This is a genomic window from Streptomyces sp. HUAS CB01, from assembly GCF_030406905.1.
Taxonomy (GTDB): Bacteria; Actinomycetota; Actinomycetes; order Streptomycetales; family Streptomycetaceae; genus Streptomyces; species Streptomyces chengbuensis.
This window is the reverse complement of record NZ_CP129138.1, coordinates 1-19799: the sequence shown is the minus strand read 5'-3', so window position 1 is coordinate 19799 and position 19799 is coordinate 1. Positions and strand designations below refer to the sequence as shown.

10 protein-coding genes and 2 pseudogenes are annotated in these 19799 nt (G+C 67.2%); 7 read left to right on the top strand and 5 right to left on the bottom strand.

What is annotated here, in order from left to right:
* Nucleotides 1–290: 290 nt before the first annotated feature.
* The 3 genes from QRN89_RS35460 to QRN89_RS35450 form a co-directional block, all read right to left on the bottom strand.
* Nucleotides 291–1943: a hypothetical protein gene (locus QRN89_RS35460; protein WP_290353996.1), complete on the bottom strand. Its 1653-nt coding sequence runs from the start codon at nt 1941–1943 to the stop codon at nt 291–293.
* A 115-nt stretch (nt 1944–2058) separates the two neighbouring features.
* The gene (locus tag QRN89_RS35455; protein ID WP_143041583.1) at nt 2059–2568 is read right to left on the bottom strand and encodes a hypothetical protein; all 510 of its coding nucleotides are present in this window, start codon (nt 2566–2568) and stop codon (nt 2059–2061) included.
* 42 nt (nt 2569–2610) lie between these two features.
* The gene (locus tag QRN89_RS35450) at nt 2611–2922 is read right to left on the bottom strand and encodes a hypothetical protein (RefSeq protein ID WP_290353999.1); all 312 of its coding nucleotides are present in this window, start codon (nt 2920–2922) and stop codon (nt 2611–2613) included.
* A gap of 730 nt (nt 2923–3652) precedes the next feature.
* Between QRN89_RS35450 and QRN89_RS35445 the strand changes: the two genes are divergently transcribed.
* From QRN89_RS35445 to QRN89_RS35430, 4 genes are all read left to right on the top strand, one after another.
* Complete coding sequence (locus QRN89_RS35445; protein ID WP_290353998.1) at nt 3653–7297, top strand: laminin G domain-containing protein; 3645 nt, start codon at nt 3653–3655, stop codon at nt 7295–7297.
* Nucleotides 7298–7440: 143 nt separating this feature from the next.
* A complete protein-coding gene (locus QRN89_RS35440; RefSeq protein WP_356948706.1) occupies nt 7441–14448 on the top strand; it encodes a DddA-like double-stranded DNA deaminase toxin in 7008 nt (2335 codons plus the stop codon).
* Nucleotides 14449–14466: 18 nt separating this feature from the next.
* Nucleotides 14467–15024 (top strand): Imm1 family immunity protein, encoded by a 558-nt coding sequence (locus tag QRN89_RS35435; protein ID WP_290353994.1) that lies wholly within the window; start codon nt 14467–14469, stop codon nt 15022–15024.
* A 411-nt stretch (nt 15025–15435) separates the two neighbouring features.
* Nucleotides 15436–15558, top strand: a complete 123-nt coding sequence (locus tag QRN89_RS35430; RefSeq protein ID WP_290353993.1) for a transposase — start codon at nt 15436–15438, stop codon at nt 15556–15558.
* Between the two features lie 28 nt (nt 15559–15586).
* On the opposite strand, the gene QRN89_RS35930 is transcribed toward QRN89_RS35430, so the two are convergent.
* Nucleotides 15587–16653, bottom strand: a protein-coding gene (locus QRN89_RS35930; protein ID WP_435833314.1) for an IS630 family transposase whose coding sequence is annotated in 2 segments (ribosomal slippage) — nt 15587–16207 and nt 16210–16653 — 1065 coding nt in all. Because the reading frame shifts where the segments join, the coding sequence is not laid out codon by codon here.
* Between the two features lie 6 nt (nt 16654–16659).
* Between QRN89_RS35930 and QRN89_RS35415 the strand changes: the two genes are divergently transcribed.
* Both QRN89_RS35415 and QRN89_RS35410 read left to right on the top strand, forming a co-directional pair.
* Nucleotides 16660–17550, top strand: a complete 891-nt coding sequence (locus QRN89_RS35415; protein ID WP_290353991.1) for a hypothetical protein — start codon at nt 16660–16662, stop codon at nt 17548–17550.
* A 74-nt stretch (nt 17551–17624) separates the two neighbouring features.
* A pseudogene (locus QRN89_RS35410) lies at nt 17625–18361 on the top strand (transposase); the annotation flags it as partial.
* 454 nt (nt 18362–18815) lie between these two features.
* On the opposite strand, the gene QRN89_RS35405 reads toward QRN89_RS35410, so the two are convergent.
* On the bottom strand, nt 18816–19103 hold the full coding sequence (locus QRN89_RS35405) for a hypothetical protein (protein ID WP_290353990.1): 288 nt from the start codon (nt 19101–19103) through the stop codon (nt 18816–18818).
* A 498-nt stretch (nt 19104–19601) separates the two neighbouring features.
* On the opposite strand from QRN89_RS35405, the pseudogene QRN89_RS35400 reads away from it, so the two are divergent.
* Nucleotides 19602–19799 (top strand): annotated as a pseudogene (locus QRN89_RS35400) (hypothetical protein); the annotation flags it as partial.

Genomic DNA, 19799 nt, shown 5'->3' with positions numbered 1-19799 from the left:
GGGGAGGCGGGCGGTGAGTTCGACGCGTTCGTCGCCGTTCGGCTGGCGTCCCCATCCTGCGAGGACGACGCATCCCTGCTCCAAGCGTGAAAAGAGATCACCGCCCCCTTCGCCGGGTCCCGCAACGGCAGACGGCTGCTTACCAGGCCCTGGCGGCCAGCTCATGGTTCTGTTCAGCCGGCTGGTTTAGTGAACAGTGTTGACCGTGCGCGCCGGACTTGCCCGGAACAGCCCGCCGCGCGGCCTGCCTCAGCGCTTGGGAGCAAATGTCGCCGCGCAGCCCTGGGACGTCAGCGGGGTTCGGGGAAGCCGGGCAGTGCGAGCGGTGCGGGGACGGGTTCGTCGCGGGTGGTGGCGGATTGCAGTTGGAGCCGGAAGTGTTCTTTGTTGGCGGGTCGCACGGTGACGACCTGGCCGTCGCCGTGCCCGCTGTCGAGGGCGGCGAGGGCCTGCTGGGCGTCGTCGGCGGTCACGCGGGGGTGGAAGAAGAGCACGGGGCCCAGGTCCAGGCGCCGCCCGGCGAGCGTGATGGCGAACTCCTCGCACTCGACTCGCACGGCGTGGGGTTCACCGCTGAGCAGGGCCCGCAGGACGGGGGAGTCCTGGCCGTTGAGGATGAAGCGTGCTGAGGGCATGAACGGGGAGATCACGCAGTGTCCGTCGATGAGGAGGCGCGCTGCGCGCAGGGTGATCCGGTCGACCGGGGCGAGCTCGGCGGGTATGGGGAAGTACTGCTCGCAGTGGCGCTGGACCACTTCGAGGTCCTCGAGGTAGCGGCGCAGCTCCGCGGCTTCCTTACGCGCTGCTTCGGGCTTGGCCGGCAGGTCGCCACCGCTGATGACGCCTGCGCGCGCACGGACGTGGAAGGCGCCGCCGGCCACGATGCGCTGGTGGATGCGCAGCAGGCGCAGAGCGGCAGCCGGCTCAAGCCCCTCCAGGGAGAAGGTGAAGCGCAGCGAAGCCGGGGCATCCGCATGGTCGGGGATCATCAGCTGCATGCAGCCGCCGGCCAGTTCCACGTCGACGGAGCGGCCGATGCTGCCGCGTCCCAGGTGGCGCAGCGTGCCCGGGTAGGAGGCGGTGACCTGACGGCCGTCGAGGAAGACCACCTCCACTTCCGTCTCGGCCCCTGGGGCCATTTCGGCCGGCCGCCACGGCACCTCGACGTCCTGGTGGGAGGCGGACAGCCACTCGGGCCCGGAGACCGTCAAGCTTTCCACCGCCCCGCGCGGCAGCACCACTTCCTCGGGCAGTCCGAAGCCCAGGCTGCGCCGCACGGCCTTGGCGAGCTCGGGCGCCAGGGGGCCGTTCCCGGTCAGCGAGATCTCCACGGGCGAGACCTGGTGGGCCCGCGGGTGCTTGCCCCGCAACGTGTGCACCACCGTCTCGCCCTGCCGGGCGAAGTCCACCGTCCAGTGGTCGTCCAGTCCGTCGACCTGCCGGCCCAGTGCTGCGACCCGGGCGCGCACGTCGCGCGTGCCGCCCATCAGCAGCGCACGCTCCTGCCGGTAGACCTTGGCCGTCTCATAGAGCTGATCCAGGTCCGCGTGAGTGGCCATCAGACCGTCCAGCTGGGCCCGGTCCCACACCTGTATCCGCACTGACTGCCCGGCGGCCAGAGAGGTCACGAACTTCCGCTCCGCCGTCGTCAGGGTGGACGGAGCGACCAGGATCCACTCCCACGGCCTGTGCTTCGTGGCCCGGGCGAATGACCCCTTGATCGACTTGCGCCGCCCCTTGAACGACGCAGTCGGAAAACCGTCCAGATAGTACTTCAACTGGAAGATCCGCACCCTGGATCCGTTGGTGACCTTGATGTCGATCCCGTCATCCCCGCCGCGCCCGTTGACCACCTCCACGTGCGCGGATGCGTCGTACATCCGGTGCACCAGCGCCTCGACGATCCGGTCGAATCCGGGCTGGCCGACCCGCTCCCGCTCCACACCCGCCCCCTTCCGCCGCAGTCCTCACCCAGGCACGATGGTCCCACCCGGTGCCGACACTCCACCTGTGGTCCGCGTACCTGACTGGGTGCGTTCGCGTGTACGCCGGCACCTGTCACTTGGTGCAGTTCCCGATGACTGAGACTTGGATCATGCCTTTGTGGGGGGCCGCTTTGGCGGTGAGTTCCTTGGGCACCGGGCGGGCACGGAGCATGATGCCCCATGTGGCGTACCTGAGGTCGGCGAGGTCCGTCACGGGGCCGTCGGCTTTCCAACCCCGTTTCTGCAAGCGGTCGGTGAGGCGGAGTATCTCCGGTCGGCCAGGGGCCGTGAGGGTCATGATCAGGCCGTGGGCGTTGCAGTGCGGGAGTTTGTCGGTGACGGTCTTCTCGTCGCTCAGGACGCGCATGCGGTCTTCGCCGACGCCTTGGGCGGCGTCGTGGATATCGCGCAGGACCTGCTCCAGGGACTTGTGGGCGCCGGTTGGTGATGCCTTCGCGGCCGACTGCGGGGATGCTGTCGCGGAGGCTGTCGGCGGTGTTGCCCCGCTTGAGCCTGCGCAGCCGGTGAGCAGCAGCGTGGCGATCGTGGCGGCGATGGCTGTGGAGTATCTGAGTTCGGTCAATGTCCCACCCCTGGTATGGCGGACCCGGTATGGAGCACCAGGTCAGACGGGGGGAGTGTGCCAGCCCGGGGCCGTGCTCGCACGCGCGAATCGAGGATGCCGAACGGTCCCCACCTGATCTCTGCTTCGGCGCCTGTGAAGAGGCCGATCCGGCCCAGCGCGGGGACGGGCTGGAGCTTCGGGACGGCCGCTGTAATCTACGCCAGCTTCCTCCAGCATGCGACGCAGCCGCCATTCCTGACCATAAACCGAGTCCACAGTTTCCCCGGTGATGGGCAGTGGAGACGCCAGGAGCCGCTGGATCCCGGCTTTGGCGAGGTCGCCCTTGGCCGCGAAGTCGCGGTCGTCGGGCATCTTCACCGCCTCGCAGTGGTCCCTGCCCTCCTCCAGGATCTCGGCAGATACCACTCCCACTTCCGGCACCTGACGCCACAGCAGCCGAACAGACTCGAGAAGGCGCTTCTGACCAGCAGAGACAGCGAACTACAACTGGAGACTGGCCAGTCCTCGCCGAGGCGGATCCGGACGTGGGCATGACATGGGCGACGGGCTTGTTCATGTGGGCCGACTGGCGGGTGCGGTCGGCGGTGTTGAGGGTGTGGTTCAGGCCCAGGAAATCGGGGAGGGGCAGCGACCAGTACAGGTTGGTCTCCCGCTCAGGCGGGACGCTGATGCAGGTGACCGGGATGCTACCTGAGTTTCCAGCCCGTCTCCGAGCTGGTGATGCTCACCGGCGACCCTTCCATGACGATGGCTCAGGATGCCGACAGCCCGCGCGCCATCGCGGTTTGGGATCAGGGCAGCAGATCGGGCCTCGATCAACCCCTGCAAGCCGCCGCCGGCCCGGGGGACTGTTCACCGGACGTCCGTAGGCATCCCGAATCCGGAACAAATACTTCGAATCAGATTGAATTAGTGCAGCACTGTGCAGGATGTGACCCTGAGGGGGTTGACGTTCGGAATGCGGACGATCATATTTGGTCGGTCTATGTAAGGATCATGTAAGACCTGGGGTGGGTTTGTGAGGGGTTGGGTGTGGCGTCGGGGGCGCCGCAGAACCGTGGCGGTCACTGCCGCAGCGATCATGGCCTCGGTGCTTCAGCCGTTGGCCGGTCAGGCTTCAGCGCAGCAACCAGCGGCAGCGCCGATGTCGGCGCAGAGTGCGTCGGCGCTGGCGGCTGAGACGGGTGAGCCCGTGGAGGTGGTCTCGGAGCGTTCCGAGTACACCAGGACTGAGGCGAATCCGGACGGCACGTTCACGTTGACGCAGTCGACGACTCCTCAGCGGGTCAAGGCTGATGACGGTTCATGGCGTGATGTGGATGTGACCCTTGAGCGCCGCCCGGACGGGACCGTGGGCCCGAAGGCGGCCGTGGTCGACCTCTCGTTCTCCGGCGACGGTACCGGCAAGGACATGATCCGTCTGGCCGCGCCTCAGGGGTCGGTGACCCTGGGCTGGCCCGATCAGTTGCCGCAGCCGATGCTCGAGGGGCCCACAGCCACCTACCCGGAAGTCTTCAAAGGTGTCGACCTGCAGCTGACGGCGACTGCCGAGGGCTATCGCGAGGTACTGGTCGTCAAGACCGCCGAGGCGGCGGCCAACCCCGAGCTCAACGAGGTGGCCCTCACCGCACGGGGCGACGGGCTCACCGTCGCCCCCGGGGCCGGCGGCGGCCTGCGGGCCATCGACGAGGACGGCAACACGGTCTTCAAGGGCCCGGCCGGCCTGATGTGGGATTCGGCCGGCGACGCCGACGAGACCGGTGCCCGGACCCAGCTGATGCGCAACACCTCCTCTGCGAACACGGGCGAACCCGCTGCGAGCGAGGCCTCCGAGGCGGCGGCGCCGGACAAGGGCGATGTCAGCGCGGTCCTTCCGGTGCACGTCAGCGACGGCGAGATCGCCGTCAAGCCGGACTTGGACGTGCTGCGCGGCGAGGGCACGGTGTACCCCGTCTACATCGACCCGTCTATGGGCCTCGGTGTCTCGGAGCGGACAGTGTTGTCCTCGGACGGTGACACCTTCTACGACTTCAGCGGCGACTTGGGCGTCGGCCGCTGCTACCGGGTCGGGCCGTACTACTGCGACGCCGACCACACCAACCGGATGTACTTCGAGTTCTCGCCGAGCAAGCTGGTCGGCAAGTACGTGATCGATGCGACTTTCCGCGCATATGAGACGTGGTCGTTTTCCTGCTCTGCGCACTGGGTGGACCTCTGGCGCACGAACAACATTTCGAGTGCGACTCGTTGGCCCGGACCGACGCAACTGGATCTGATGGGGGACCGGCAAGTCTCTGCAGGCCGTGGTGACCACTGCTCACCGGAGCAGCCCGACAAGTGGATCGAGTTCAACGACAGCGCCAGTGAGACGGACGAGAACCTCACCAAGACGGTCCGCACCTTCGCCGACGGCAACTTCTCGCGCCTCACCCTCATGTTGCGGGCGAAGGACGAGGGCAACGCGGACGCGTGGAAGCGGTTCAAGGAGAACGCCGAACTCAAGGTCGTCTACGTCATCAAGCCCGGCCTAGTGTCCAATGACGGTGTCATCCCGGGCAACGGAACCGTTGAGCGCTGCTCGACCTCGGACGCCACCCCCATCATCGCCACACGATCCGACCCGATGCTGCAGGCGCGCGCGCAGACCGCTGTGCAGCCTGCGAATGATGAGGAGCGCGGTTCGCTGCGGGTGCACTACTGGGTCGAGCGGAAGCTGCCCGGCGGTACTTGGACCGCCGATCCGCCTGTTCAGTTCAACGTGCCGTCCACCGGTTACCTCGTGGACGACGCATTTGCCAGGCAGCGCCTGGCCAATGGAGTCGACGGGGCCCTGTACCGGGTGAGATCGCTGGTGCAGACGTTCTGGACGTACGAGGGTGTCACGACGGCGATCTCCTCCGGTTACAAGCGCTGGTGCTACTTCAAGATCGATGCAACGGCTCCCAAGGAACCGCAGATCACCACTAACGGGCCCTACACCGAGTGCACCACGGACCTTTGTGATCCGAAGGGCAAGCCAGGGCTCGAGGGTTCCTTCACGATCAAGCCCAATGCCGCGGACAACGACATCACGAGCTACCGGTGGCGACTGCTGACAGAAGATGCCGAGGACACGCACCTTGAGCAGAATCTCGGAGCCGATGGAAGCATGACCATCAAGCCGGTGCCCACGACAGCCGGCGTGCAGGTGCTGATCGTGGAGGCCAAGGACACCAACGGCCGCGAGGGAGTGGCTGCGGAGTTCCACTTCAAGGTCAAGGCGGGCACGCCTGCGGTGGGTCGCTGGCACTTCGCCGAAGCGACCGGCAACAAGGCGGGCGACACGGCTACCGAAGGCGCCACGCGGCATGAACTCACCCTGCACCAGCAGGCCGGAGGAACGGCGGCGACCTGGTCGGAACGCGGTCGCCGCGGCACCGGCGACTCCTCGCTGAGTCTGAACGAGGACGTGGCCGATCCGGCCAAGCAGGTCGGCTACGCATCGACAGCTGAGCCTCCGATCAACACGAAGGACTCGTTTACCGTCTCCGCATGGGTTCTGTTGACGGACGGGGCCAAGACCCGGGTGGTGGCGTCCGCCCCGGGAACCAGCACGTCAGCCGCGTTCAACCTGTTCTACTCCGCCTCGGCGAAGAAGTGGGTGTTCAACCGGGCGATCGCTGATGCGGCAACACCTGCCTATGTCAGCGCCCTGGCCGATACGCCGAATCCGCCGCTGAACGTATGGACGCATCTGACAGGCGTCTTTGACGCCAAGGACGACGCGGACAAGAGCAACGACACTATCCAGCTCTTCGTCAACGGCCGCGCACAGGGCACGCCGGTCAATCTGGCAGCGGCCAATCCCGCCTATGCACCGTGGACGTCCTCGGCCGGCATGAGAGTGGGCGGGTCCAAGGCAGGCGAGTACTTCAAGGGCAGCATCGACGAGTTCGCCGTGTGGCAGAGGCAGCTGACCGGCGACGACGTTCGCACGGAGCACCGACTCGACAACGCCGTCGGCATGCCGGCGACCGAGCTGGTCGGCTACTGGGACGCTGCGAGCGCGGCCAGCGGCAAGATCGACTCCCCCGGCCCGTACGCCCCGGACATGGCGATCTCGGCGACTGGAGCCGCAGCGGACCCGGCACAGGGCGAGCTGAGGCTGGATGGCGTCTCCGGGCACCTGGCAGCTGCCGGTCCGGTGGTGGACGAGACGGGTTCGTTCACCGTGACGGCCAGCGTCCGACTGGACGGGACGAAGTTCGCCGCCATGCCCGTCGGCGCGAAGGCGCACGTCTTCGGGCAGGCCACGCCGGACGGTAAGGAGTCCTCGTGGGCCCTGTGGGTGGAGAAGGTCGATGAGGGCTATCTGTGGCGCTTTGGCCGCACTGCGACGGACGGGACTGGCAATGTGGTCGCCCGCAGCTCGGTTCCCTCCGAGTTCCCCGCCGACATGAACACCTGGGTGCAGGTCACGGGCGTCTTCGACGCCACCGAGCAGATCGGTGCCGGCTACGGCAACACGCACCTGTTTGTCGGCGCAGTCGACCAGCCGCCGGGCGAAACCCCGGCCTTTACCACCGCACAGCAGGGACGCGGAGCGATTGCCGCCGGCCGTGGACCTTCTGCCGGGGTGAACGGCAACTACCTGCCCGGCGCACTGCAGGAAGTGCGTGTCTGGGCAGGCGCCATGCACGCCAATGAGGTCGACACCAAGATCATGGGCGATCCGAGTGCCGAGTAGGTGACTCCGTCCCTGCCGGCGGCATCCACGGGTGCCGCCAGAAGCCCCCTCTTGAGCCATCTCCCCCGCGGTCCTCGTGACCGCGGGGGCACCACAGCGCATGCCGCCTGTAGGGCGGCCTCAGTGAAAACGGATGAATCACAATGAACCGGTTTCTACCGGTGGCCGGCAAGAGCGGCCGCCGCAGCTGGCCCACGCGGTCTCTGGGCACGGTTGCCGCGCTGTCCTTGATACCTGGGCTCCTGGCCCCGGTGGCCTTCGCGGCTGAAGTCGATCCGCTCGGCAAGCCGAAGCTCAGTAAGCCGCAGTCTGCGGATGTGTCTCCCTTCACCCCGAAGGTGAGCAAGAAAGCCAAAGCTGTGAGGGCCGAGGCCGCGGCTGCCCGGCGCGTGGATACGGCACGAGCCAAGGCCGACCAGAACCGCAAGGTCACCTGGCCGAAGACGGGCACCGCGACCCTGACCGTCCCCGCCATCGGCACGGCACAGGCGGCCCCGGGCGCACTGCCCGTGACCATTGCTCCGCCCAAGCCCGACAAGGGCAAGAAGGCACCGCAGCGTGCGGGTGCCGTGACCGTGAACGTCCTGGACCAGCAGCGGGCGACCGTACTCGGGGTCAAGGGCGTCGTTCTGACCGTCACTGGTCCCGCTGCCGGGGGACAGGCCGACCTCGGCATCAACTACGCGGCCTTCGCTTCCGCGTACGGCGGTGACTGGGCCGGCCGCCTTCAGGTGCTGCGCCTGCCCGACTGCGCCCTGACAGCACCCACCTCGGCGAAGTGCCGTGCCCGGACCCCGCTCGAATTCACCAACCATCGTAAGAAGCAGAACCTCAGCACCCAGCTGACGTTCACCGCCGCCTCCTCCTCGGGGTCCGCGGCTCGCTTCGCCGCGCCGCGTTCCACCGGGCAGACGATGGTCCTCGCGCTCGCCGCGGGTACCAAGTCCGGCGGCGGCGACTACAAGGCCACCCCGCTCGCGTCCTCCTCCTCGTGGGAGGCGGGAGGCTCGTCGGGCACCTTCACCTGGTCCTACCCGCTGCGTGTTCCACCCTCTGCAGCCGGTCCGAAGCCTGACTTGAAGATTGCCTATGACTCCGGGAGTGTGGACGGCCGCACGGCGTCCACGAACAACCAGAGCACGGTGATCGGCGAGGGCTTCGACATCACCTCCTCCTACATCGAGCGCAAGTACGGCTCCTGCGACGACGACGGCCAGACCGACAAGTTCGACCTGTGCTGGAAGTACGACAACGCCTCCCTGGTCCTCAACGGCAAGGCCACCGAACTCGTCAAGGACGACACCTCGGGCAAGTGGCGCCTGAAGAACGACGACGCCTCCACCGTCACCGTCGCCACCGGAGCCGACAACGGTGACGACAACGGGGAGCACTGGACCGTCGTCACCGGCGACGGCACCAAGTACGTCTTCGGCCTCAACAAGCTGGACGGTGCCGGCGCATCGGACCGCACGAACTCGGTGTGGACCGTGCCCGTCTTCGGCGACGACGCGGGCGAACCCGGCTACGCGGACGGCTCCGCCTTCGCCGACCGGCACAAGAAGCAGGCCTGGCGGTGGAACCTGGACTACGTCGAGGACACTCACAGCAACGCCATGTCGTACTGGTACAACGCCGAGACCAACCACTACGACATGCTCGGAGACGACAACAACGGCACCGCCTACACCCGCGGCGGCTACCTGAACGAGATCCGCTACGGTCAGCGCGCCGGCGCCCTCTTCACCGGCACTCCCGCCGCGTCGAACAAGGTCGTCTTCGGCTACGCCGAGCGCTGCATCATCGGCGACTGCGGCTCACTCACCGATGCCACCCGCGACAACTGGCCCGACGTGCCCTTCGACGCCGAATGCAAGGCCGACCAGAAGTGCACCGGCAACACCGGCCCCAGCTTCTACACGCGCAAGCGGATGACCGGCATCTCCACCCAGGCATGGAACGCCGCCGCTGCCACCCCCGTCTACGAGTCAGTGGACTCCTGGGCACTCACGCAGCAGTATCTCGACCCCGGTGACACCGGCGACTCCACCGACCAGTCCCTGTGGCTCTCCGAAATCCGCCACACCGGCAAGCGAGGCACCGACCTCAGCCTGGACCCGGTGAAGTTCAGCCACGAGTTCCGCCCCAACCGGGTCGACGGCGCCACCGACGACATCCTCTCCCTGGAGAGGCCGCGCCTGCGCACCATCACCTCGGAGACCGGCGCCGAGACGATCGTCACCTACATGGCCGCGGACTGCGTGGCCGGGCAGACCATGCCCAAGGTCGACACCAACACCCGACGCTGCTACCCGGTGTACTGGTCCCCGAACGGTGAGAAGGACCCGATCCTCGACTGGTTCCACAAGTACCCCGTCTGGACCGTGTCCACCAGCGACCCCGAGGGCGGTTCCGAGTCCGTCGAGCACACCTACACCTACTCCGGCGCGGCTTGGCACTACAACGAGGACCCGCTGGTCAAGGAGAAGGAACGCACCTGGTCCGTCTGGCGCGGCTTCGAGAAGGTCACCCACCTCACCGGCCGCACGGGCCTGACACAGTCCAAGACCGTCACCGTCTACCTGCAGGGCATGAACGGTGACCGTGTCCTGGGCAGCGACGGCAAGACCCCGCACCCGGACACCCGCAAGACCGCTACGGTCACCGGCATCAAGGCACCCGCGATCACGGATGCCGACCAGTACGCCGGCTTCACCCGCGAAACGGTCACCTACAACGGCGCCCAGGAAGTCACCGGCGCCGTCTACGACCCCTGGTCCCAGCGCACCGCCACCCAGCACAAGTCCTACGCCGACACCGAGGCCTACTTCGTCCGCACCGGCGCCAGCCACGCCCGCACGAACATCACCACCAGCGGCACCCCCATCGACCGGGTCCGCACCGTGGCGACCACCTACGACGCCTACGGCATGGCCTCGACCGTCGAGGACAAGGGCGACAACGCCATCAGTGGCGACGAGAAGTGCTCCCGCACCTGGTACGCCCGCAACGACAGCCTCGGCATCAACAGCCTCGTCTCCCGCACTCGCGTCACCGCCAAGCCCTGCGCCATCACCGGCGACGCACTCGACCTGCCCGCCGACTCCACCCGCCCGGGCGACGTCATCTCCGACACCGCCACCGCCTACGACTCCACCACCTGGTCCTCCACCCAGACCCCGACCAAGGGCGAGGCACAGTGGATCGGTCGCGCGAAGAGCTACACCGCCGCGAACAACCCCGTGTGGCAGAAGGTCGCCACCACCACCTACGACGTCCTCGGCCGCCCGCTGGAAGTCAAGGACACCAACGACACCCTCACCGCGAAGAGCACCTACACCCCCACGGCCACCGGCCCACTGACCAGCACCACGGCCGAGAACGCCAAGAGCCACATCACCACCACACTCGTCGACTTCGCCACCGGCGCCCCGACCAAGGTGACCGACCCCAACAACAAGGTCACCCAGAGCGAATACGACAGCCTCGGACGCGTCACCAAGGTCTGGCTGCCCAACCGCTCCAAGTCCCTGGGCAAGACCCCGAACTACGTCTACGCCTACAGCGTCACCGCCTCCGACCCCTCCTGGGTCTCCACCGGAACGCTCAAGGGCGACGCGAGCGGATACAACACCACCTACGAGATCTACGACTCCCTCCTGCGGCCGCGTCAGACACAGTCCCCCTCGCCGATCGGCGGCCGGCTGATCTCCGAGGCCCTCTACGACGAGCGCGGCCTCGCCGAATCAGCACTGTCCGACATCTGGGACCAGACCAGTGCCCCCTCGGGAAGCCTCGTGGCCACCGACGGCGGCCAGGCCCCGATGCAGGCCGACACCACCTACGACGGCGCCGCCCGCGCCGTCAAGGCGGAGACGAAGACCAAGAACGTCCCCCTGTGGACCATCAACACCACCTACACCGGCGACACCGTCGCCACCTCAGCACCGTCCGGCGGCCAAGCCGCGGCCGTGACCAGCAACGCCCTCGGTCAGGTGACCCAGCGCCGCGAATACGGCAGCACCGAACCGACCGGCAGCAACTACACCACCACTGACTACACCTACACACCGGCAGGCCAGCAGAAGGCTGTCGAAGGCCCCGACAAGGCCACGTGGAGCTACACCTACGACCTCTTCGGCCGCCAGGTCACCGCGAAGGACCCGGACAAGGGCACCTCCACCACGGAGTACAACGACCTCGACCAGCCCGTCAGCTCCAGCGACTCGCGCCCCGGCAACAAACTCATCTCCGAGTACGACATCCTCGGCCGCAAGACCGGCCTCTGGAACGGCACCAAGACCGACGCCACCAAACTCGCCGCATGGACCTTCGACGTTCTCCAAAAGGGCCAGCAGGACACGGCCGTCCGCTACGAGAACGGCCTCGGCCAGACCAACAGCAAGGCCTACACCCAGAAGGTCACCACCTACGACCCGCTCTACCAGGTCACCGGCAGCCAGCTGATCCTGCCCACCGGCGACCCGCTCATCGCCGCCGGTGTCCCGCAGACGCTGTCCTTCTCCACCGTCTACAACCCCGACGGCACGGTCCGACAGTCGTCCAGCCCCGCCGTCGCCGGCCTGCCCTCAGAGATCGTCTCCAACACCTACAGCGCCACCGGCCAGCAGCTCACGGCCCAGGGCACCAGCCAGTACCTGCAGGAAGCCCTGTACTCCGAGACCGGGGACGTACGCCAGCTCACCCTGGGCAGGAACAGCACAGACGCCAAGGCCTACCTCAGCTTCGACTACGAGCAAGGCACCCGCCGCCTCACCCGCTCCTACGTCACTGACACGGTCCACGGCTACATGCCGCAGGAGCTGAAGTACACCCAGGACAAGGCCGGCAACGTCACCTCGATCTTCGACGCCACCACCCAAGGCGGCACCTCGAAGGCCGACTACCAGTGCTTCACCTACGACACCCATCGCCGACTCAGCCACGCATGGACCCCGAAGGCCGCCAGCTGTGACACCAGCGGACGCACCGTCGCCAACCTCGACGGCGCAGCCCCCTACTGGACCAGCTACACCTACACAAGCTCCGGCCAGCGCGACCTGGAAACCCAGCACACCACGGCAGGCGACAAGACCACCGACTACACCTACGGCACACCCAACAACCAGCCCCACCCTCTGGCCTCCACCACCGGCGCCAGGGCCGGCACCTACGGCTACGACACGGCAGGCAACACCACCAGCCGTCCCGGCGCCCAGGCCCAGCAGACCCTGACCTGGAACACCGAAGGCAAACTCGTCGGCACGTCCGAGCCTGCCGCAGGCGGAAAGCCCGCCACCGGCACCAGCTACCTCTACGACGCCGCCGGCGAACTCCTCATCCGCCGCAACACCACTGCCGACGGCGACACCGTCCTCTACCTCGGCGGTACCGAGGTGCGCCTCACCACCAAGGGCACCACCAAGACCCTGACCGGCACCCGCTACTACACCGCCGCCGGCCAGACCATCGCCCTGCGCACTGCCACAGCGGGTGTCACCGGCAGCAAGCTCAGCTTCCTCGCCGGCGACCACCACGGCACATCAAGCCTCGTCCTCGACGCCACCACCATGGCAGTCACCAAGCGCTACACCACTCCCTTCGGCGCATCCCGTGGGTCAGCACCGACGTCGTGGCCGGACGACAAGGCCTTCCTCGGCAAGCCTGCAGACAGCACGACTGGCCTGACTCACATCGGCGCCCGCGAGTACGACCCCACCATCGGCCAGTTCATCAGCGTCGACCTCCTGCTGGAACTCGACAAGCACCAAACGCTCAGCGGCTACAGTTACGGCGCCCAGAACCCCGCTACTTTCTCCGACCCGTCAGGCCTGGGCCTGGGTTGCGGTAGCGGTCCGAACCAGGACGGCTGCCCCACCAACCCGAGCGGCGGCCAGAGCGGCCAACCCGACAAGATCAACAATGGCGGCGGTGGCGGTGTAAATGGAACGGCAACTGCGGATAGTACGGGCATAGGCCCTAGTCCCAAGGACTATCAGTGCGGCTACATCGGTTGCAGTGGCGCTGTGGGGGTATCGGGCTACGGGCCCAATGTGGATGAGGCGTTCCGGAACGTAAAGACAGGATCTCCGGTCCCTGATGGCATCGACTGGCTCATGCAGAGGGCCAAGGAATTTCTGGGACTGGAGTCTTACGCCGCCTGCAGGAGCGGGGACCTCTTGGCGTGTGTCGACCTAGGCAAAGATGCACTGCTTGCGGCGAAGTGGAAGCTCGCCGGAAAGGTCATTGACGAGGTGTCCGACGCCGTCACGGGCACTACGGCAGCATCTTTCTGCCACAGCTTCCTGCCAGGGACCGGGGTGCTACTTGCGGATGGCACAGAGAAGGCCATCGAGGACATCCAGGTCGGCGACACGGTCGTGGCGACGGATACTGAGACAGGGGAAACTGTCGAGAAGAAGGTCGTCGAGACGATCACCACGGAGGACGACAAGGATTTCACTGAAATCACGGTGGTCGTAGACGGCAGATACTCCAGCATCGTGGCCACCGACACCCACCCCTTCTGGGTACCCGATACACGAGAGTGGGTCCCGGCAGGCGACCTTCATGCCGGTCAGTGGCTGCGGACCAGCGCTGGCACACATGTCCAGATCAGCGCAGTCGGCCATTTCACCAAGCGCCAGCGTACGCATGACCTCACCATCCAAGACGTTCACACGTACTATGTACTGGCCGGGGCCACGCCGGTCCTCGTTCATAACTGCAACGTCGGTGGGATTGCTGACGGGCTTCCGGCGCGTGCAAGTGGTGACCCCACGGTGGGGCAGGTCGTGAATATCGGCGACTCGGGCGCGTCTAGGGTGGGGGTTCCGTTCAAGAGCGGCCACTCTTCCTCTTCGGATGACATCAACCAGTTCCTCATGGATTCACCGGACATAGCGAATCCGGCGAGTGGGCCCCATGCGTCAATCACTCACGTGGAGACGAAGCTTGCTTGGCGTATGCGACAGGCCGGCGTAAAGTCGCTAGATGTCGTGATCAACCATTCTGGCGGACCGTGTACGGGAAGGTTCTCGTGCTCGTCAGCGGTTCCGGCGATCCTTCCCCAAGGTTCGAGTATGACAGTCTGGTTCAGAGGTGCAGCGGGTAGCATGCAGAACGTCACGCTCCATGGCCGGGCGCGGGGATGATCAGGAAAGTGAGGGGTCGTGTTTCTGAGCGTATTTTTCAAGGGTGAGTGGCGCTACTCCGAGAGTCCGGTCGAGACGTCACGGCTTGTCGTCGAAGTCATGGAGGGCTTGCAGGGGGAAGAGGAGGTCGGAGGCTTCTACTTTCCCGGGGAAGATGCCTGGTTCTGCATTGCTGAAAGACGGCATAGCGAAACCGAACCGGTGGCGGGGAGCAACCTGCGCGTGGCGATCAATCGACGTCATGGGTATGGGGCTCTAGTGTGGTTCGTTGATGAGAAATTCTCTAAAGAGGGAGGGGTTTATGATTCTGTTTGGATTTCCGACAATCCCGAACCTCCTGATTTCGATCCACGCGTTGTGTCGGATCCTGGCTATCCGCTCTTCCATGACTCGGCCAGTACTTTGCCGGTTTCCCGAATTCAGGCTGCGGTGGAGGAATTTTGTCGACTGCGTTCGGGGAATCGACCTGAGTGCATCCATTGGGTTGCCGGTCATATGAACGGGCAGCGCCTCGACCGGCCCTCCGTGGTCGAGATGGTCGAGGATCCGGAAATCGATTGGGACAGCCTTCGATAGGCTGCGTCCCACCGAGCCCGGTAGCACGGCTGGTCTACTCAGACGCCGTGAGCTGACGGCACCAGGACATATTTCTCCAGCAGATGGAATCCCCTGTCAGGCGGAGCCTGACAGGGGTGTTCAGATATGAGGCGAGGCGTTCGAGGATCTCGTCGGCGGTCTTGGTTCAGACGTAGGGCTTCGGATCGGTGTTCCAACGCGGCCGATACCGGCTGCGAAACCGTGGGTTTCTTCGCCGCGGTGGACGGGCTCCGCTTCGCGCCTCGCTTCGGCGCGGAAGGCGACGGGGCTGAGAGGTCGTTCTCTTTCCGTGCCGGGTCCAGTCCGTCCACTCCTGGGTGTGACTGTCTCGCCCATCGGTTCGGGAACGCGGCTGACCGGCCGGAGCGCCGGCCCCGGTACGGCTCGGACATGAGCGATGCGGAGTGGGCATTGGTGCGGGATCTGCTGCCGGTGCCGGGATGGCTGTCGGGTCGGGGAGGCCGTCCGGAGGGCTACTGCCACCGGCAGATGATCGACGCGGTGCGTTACTGAGGTTGAACTCGTGATGTCGCTGAGTTGCTCAGGTGGGTTTGATGGTCAGGCCGGTCTCGGCGAGGCAGCCGTCTATGAGGTCGCTGCGGTACTGGATGTGGCGTAGGCCGCGTCGGATGCGCTGGATGAGGTGTTCGGGGGTGCTGAAGGCGACGTTGGAGAGCCAGCCGCGTCGCAGGAGGGACCAGATGCCTTCGACGGGGTTGAGGTCGGGTGCGTAGGGCGGCAGGTAGTAGATGGTCAGCCAGTCCCGGGCTGCGGCGAACTCCCGCAGGTCGGCGGCTTTGTGGACGTTGAGGTTGTCCCAGATGAGCACGATCGGGCCGCCGAGTTGCTGGTGTGCGGCGATCAGCAGGTCCCGGTAGTCGCGCCAGGAGAAGCTTTTGCGTCCGTCGCGCCGGCCGTCGTCCCGGCGTGGCCGGTAGATCAGTCGGGACCGGTGGCCGGGTTTGTAGCAGGTCAGCGCGGCGATGGATATCCGTTTGCGGGAACGGCCGCGGACCCGCACCACCGGGGTCCGGCCGCGCTGTGACCATGTCTTCGCCTGCGGCGGCGTCATGGAGAATCCGGCTTCGTCCTCGAAGACGAGCCAGGCTCCACTCACCGCCGCGAGTCTTCCGCGCAGGGCCAGACCTCCTTGACCCACCCGGCCACCGCCTCGTCGTCCCGCTCCATCGCGCGTCGGGCCGGGACCTGGCACGACCAGCCGTTACGCACCAGCAGCTTGCGCACGCCCTGGACCGTGTAGGTGAGGTGGAAGCGCCGGCCGATCACCGTCTTCACACGGCTCAGGGTCCAGCGTTGGTCTTCCCAGCCGTGCGCGGCCGGCCCCTTGGCCAGCTCCGTCTCCAGCTGGGCGAACTGCTTCTCGCTCAGTCTCGGCAGCGACGCCGGTCCCTGTGACCGCAGAGCCCGCGGACCGCCCTCATCCCACATCTGCCGCCATCGCTGCACCGAGCGGACGCTGACCCGCAGGTCCTTGGCGATCACCGAGCTCGCTTCACCCTGGGCGAACCTCTCGGCCGCCTTGAGCCGTAACTCCTCGCGGAACTGCTGACGTTCGGCGGTCAACCCGCCCCCTTGTGGATACCGCATGCCCCGGTGATACCGCACGGGCGACGAGCCGTCAGCCCCTACGACTCCACGAGTTCAACCTCAGTAATCCGCTGGACCTCCCGGCGCAGCGACCAGATCGCCGCCTGCCTGGCAGAGCTGGAGCACGAGTACGTGACCGCCGTCGACGACGACGGCGAGCCACGGTTCCTGCCCGTGGTCTCCGAGCGGGCCCGCGCCAAGCTGAATGCCATGGCCGCCCGCAAGACCCGCCCGCCCAAGCGGAAGACCCGGCCGCTCGCGCAGCTGCGGGTCTGGTGGAAGGCGAGCGCGATCCTCACCTCCAAGGTCGCCGCCGACGTCATCACCTCCCTCCTCGAGCACGCCCGCGCCGCGGCCGCCGCGATTCGGGCCCGGGTCGCGGCCGTGGTCGACGTCGCCCTGGCGGCCGTCGACGTCACCGCGACGGTGTTCGTGATGAACGAGGGCGGCCGCTTCCACCGCCGGCACCTGCTCGCCGAAGCCCGCCGCCATCTCGCCCTCGTCCTGCGTGGCCGCCGACGCGACCCGGGCCTGGACGAGGAGATCGTGGCCGCAGCCATCTCCACCCACTGCCTGGACATCAGCGAGCCGAAGACCGTCTGCGGCCGGGAGGCCGGCTACCGCCTCTACACCGCCCGGTGGTCCCTGTCCGCCGCCCCCCGGCCCCCGCACCCGAGTCGGACCGGCATCCCCCGGCCGATCCCGGCGAGGCGGCCGAACCCCGGCCCCCCGGGCCAGGACGCGGGGGAGTGGGAGATCCCCCGCGTCCCGCTCCAGTACGAGCGCGCCGTCCTCGCCGACCTATCACGCCTTCCTGGAGGGCGCACCCCTGCCGGGCCGGGAAAACGGCTGACCTCGCGCCCTTGCGGCGGGTTTGTCCGGGTCTTGATCAGATAAGTGGAGAGTGCTTCTGAACTGCAACGATGGAACTTGTCGAGGTCCCGTCAGATGCAAGGAAAGAAGCACTCCAGGTGAACAAGCGTATCGGGTCGTATCCGCCTGTCTGTGTCCAGGGCGGTGGGGGTGAGGTGGTCTCGCAAGCCGGTGGGGTGCTACTGCTGGAGACCGTCCGCAAGGCCGGTTGGACACGGCGATGTCGGCGGCGATGACGCCGTGGCGCAAGTCGCGGACGTTGCACGACCCGGGCAAGGTCCTGCTGGACCTTGCCCCGGCGGTGGCAATGGGTGGGGACTGCCTGTCGGATGTGGCGGTGCTGCGGGCCGAGCCACAGGTGTTCGGGACGGTGGCCTCCGACCCCACCGTCTCCAGGCTGGTCGAGACCCTGGCTGCGGCTGGCTCACGCGCGCTGACCGCGATCCGCCATGCCAGGGCCGAAGCCCGTGAGCGGGTATGGAAGCTGGCCGCCACCGACGCCCCCGACGCCGGTGGCCAGGTCATCGTGGACATCGACGGGGTTCTGGTGCTGGCACACTCCGAGAAGCAGGACGCCACGGCGACGTGGAAGCGGACCTTCGGACACCAGCCGTTGGTCGCGTTCCTCGACCACGGGTCGGCCGGGTCAGGGGAGCCGGTGGCGGGGCTGCTGCGGCCGGGCAACGCAGGCAGCAACACCGCGGCCGACCACATCACCACGACGAGGATGGCCTTGGCTCAGTTGCCCAAGCAGTACCGGCGCGGCCGCCGCACCCTGATCCGCACCGACTCCGCAGGCGGCACCCACGAGTTCCTGGGCCGTGTCCTGAGCCATGAGACAAGGGGCACGGCGCAACTCCCCCGGTTCGAGTCTAACCTGGTGCCCCCTTGCCTCCTTGCTCGCCAGACGGAGAGCCTCCGTCTCACTCAATCCAGTCCTCGCAGCTCAGCAGCCCCCCGTCGACTAACTTCGCTGATACAGGACAGAGGACATCGACGGGAGTGGCGCCGCGCCTCCACCCGGTGCGTTTCTCCTTGACCTGAGCTCAGGTCAGGGAGAAACACAGCGCCTCCACCGTCTCCATCCGGGCCCACTTCACCGCACCGCGTCCACCCGGTGCGGCCACTCCCGCGCGCCGGCCGCACCGGTGCGCGCACCGGATGGACGTGGTGCGCACCGGATGGACTCGGTGTGCGCACCACCGGACCGGTGCGCACCGGGTGGGTGCGCTCCACCGCACCGGTGCGCTCCCACTCGGTGCGGTGGTGCGGTCAGCGGTGCAGGGCCACTACGTTCTCCACCGCCGCGCGGGCCCGCGCCACCTGTTCGTCGCGCAGCTCCTGCAGAGTGCGACGGCATCGGTCGGGGCGTCGGCGAGGACCTGGCCGACGAAGTGCGCGAGGGTGCGGGCGATCCCCGGCGCGGGGGCGTGCGTGGCCCACTCGCGGATCGCCATCAGGTAGAGGACGGCGGCCTCGTCCAGGACGAAGGAGTCGGCGCAGGGGTCGGTGTCGTCGGACAGCGCGGTCACGGGAAAGACGACCAGTTCCGCGATGGCCGGCAGCAGTCCCGGCACCTGCTCCGCCTCGGGCGCGAGCCACGAAGGACTCCCACCCGCACTTGTGCGACGACTGCAAGCAGAAGGCTGGCCCCGTCGTCAGCCCAGCGGCTGGCACGCAGGAGCGCCAGGAGCCGGCACGTGGTGAGGCCGGGCCGGACGACTTCTGGCCCGCCCCCCAGCGCCCCGTCTGCACCGAGTGCGGTGCCGCGTTCACCGACGAACGATGGAAGGCGACCGCGCGCGTCGGCTGGAGCCCCTCCCCAGCGAAGCGCCCGTCTCTGTGCGGCGACTGCGACCAGCGGTTCGAGTCCGACGTGGAGCAGACCTGGGGTGTGAGTCACCGGCAGGAGGAGCGCGACCAGGAGCAGGAGCCGGCCGTGCCCGAGCAGCCGGCACCGGCTGGCTCTCGCGCCTGCGCCGCTGAGCCGGGGCACGCCTCCCGACCAGCCGCGCTTCTCCTTCTGACAAGGACCAGCCCGGCGAATTGGATGGATACGACGGAGAAGGCACGTCATGCTGGAAGCGATCGATCCGGGGGGAAGCGTGAGCCGCGGGCTGACGGAAACTCTTGACGAGAAGCACCAGCGCTTGTTGGAAGCTTTCGTGTTGAGGGCCCGCAGGGTGGAGGAGCACTCGCTGGCCGCTGACTGGGACGCTCTTGTCGAGCTGACCCGCATAAGCATCAACGTCCGTGTCGACCGAGGCGAGGTC

What these genes read in the sequence shown, in the direction of transcription:
- QRN89_RS35445 (WP_290353998.1), top strand. Translation starts at nt 3,653, where the DNA reads ATGGCCTCGGTGCTTCAGCCGTTGGCCGGTCAGGCTTCAGCGCAGCAA.
- QRN89_RS35430 (WP_290353993.1), top strand. Translation starts at nt 15,436, where the DNA reads ATGAGCGATGCGGAGTGGGCATTGGTGCGGGATCTGCTGCCGGTGCCG.
- QRN89_RS35450 (WP_290353999.1), bottom strand. Translation starts at nt 2,922, where the DNA reads ATGCCCGACGACCGCGACTTCGCGGCCAAGGGCGACCTCGCCAAAGCC.
- QRN89_RS35440 (WP_356948706.1), top strand. Translation starts at nt 7,441, where the DNA reads ATGAACCGGTTTCTACCGGTGGCCGGCAAGAGCGGCCGCCGCAGCTGG.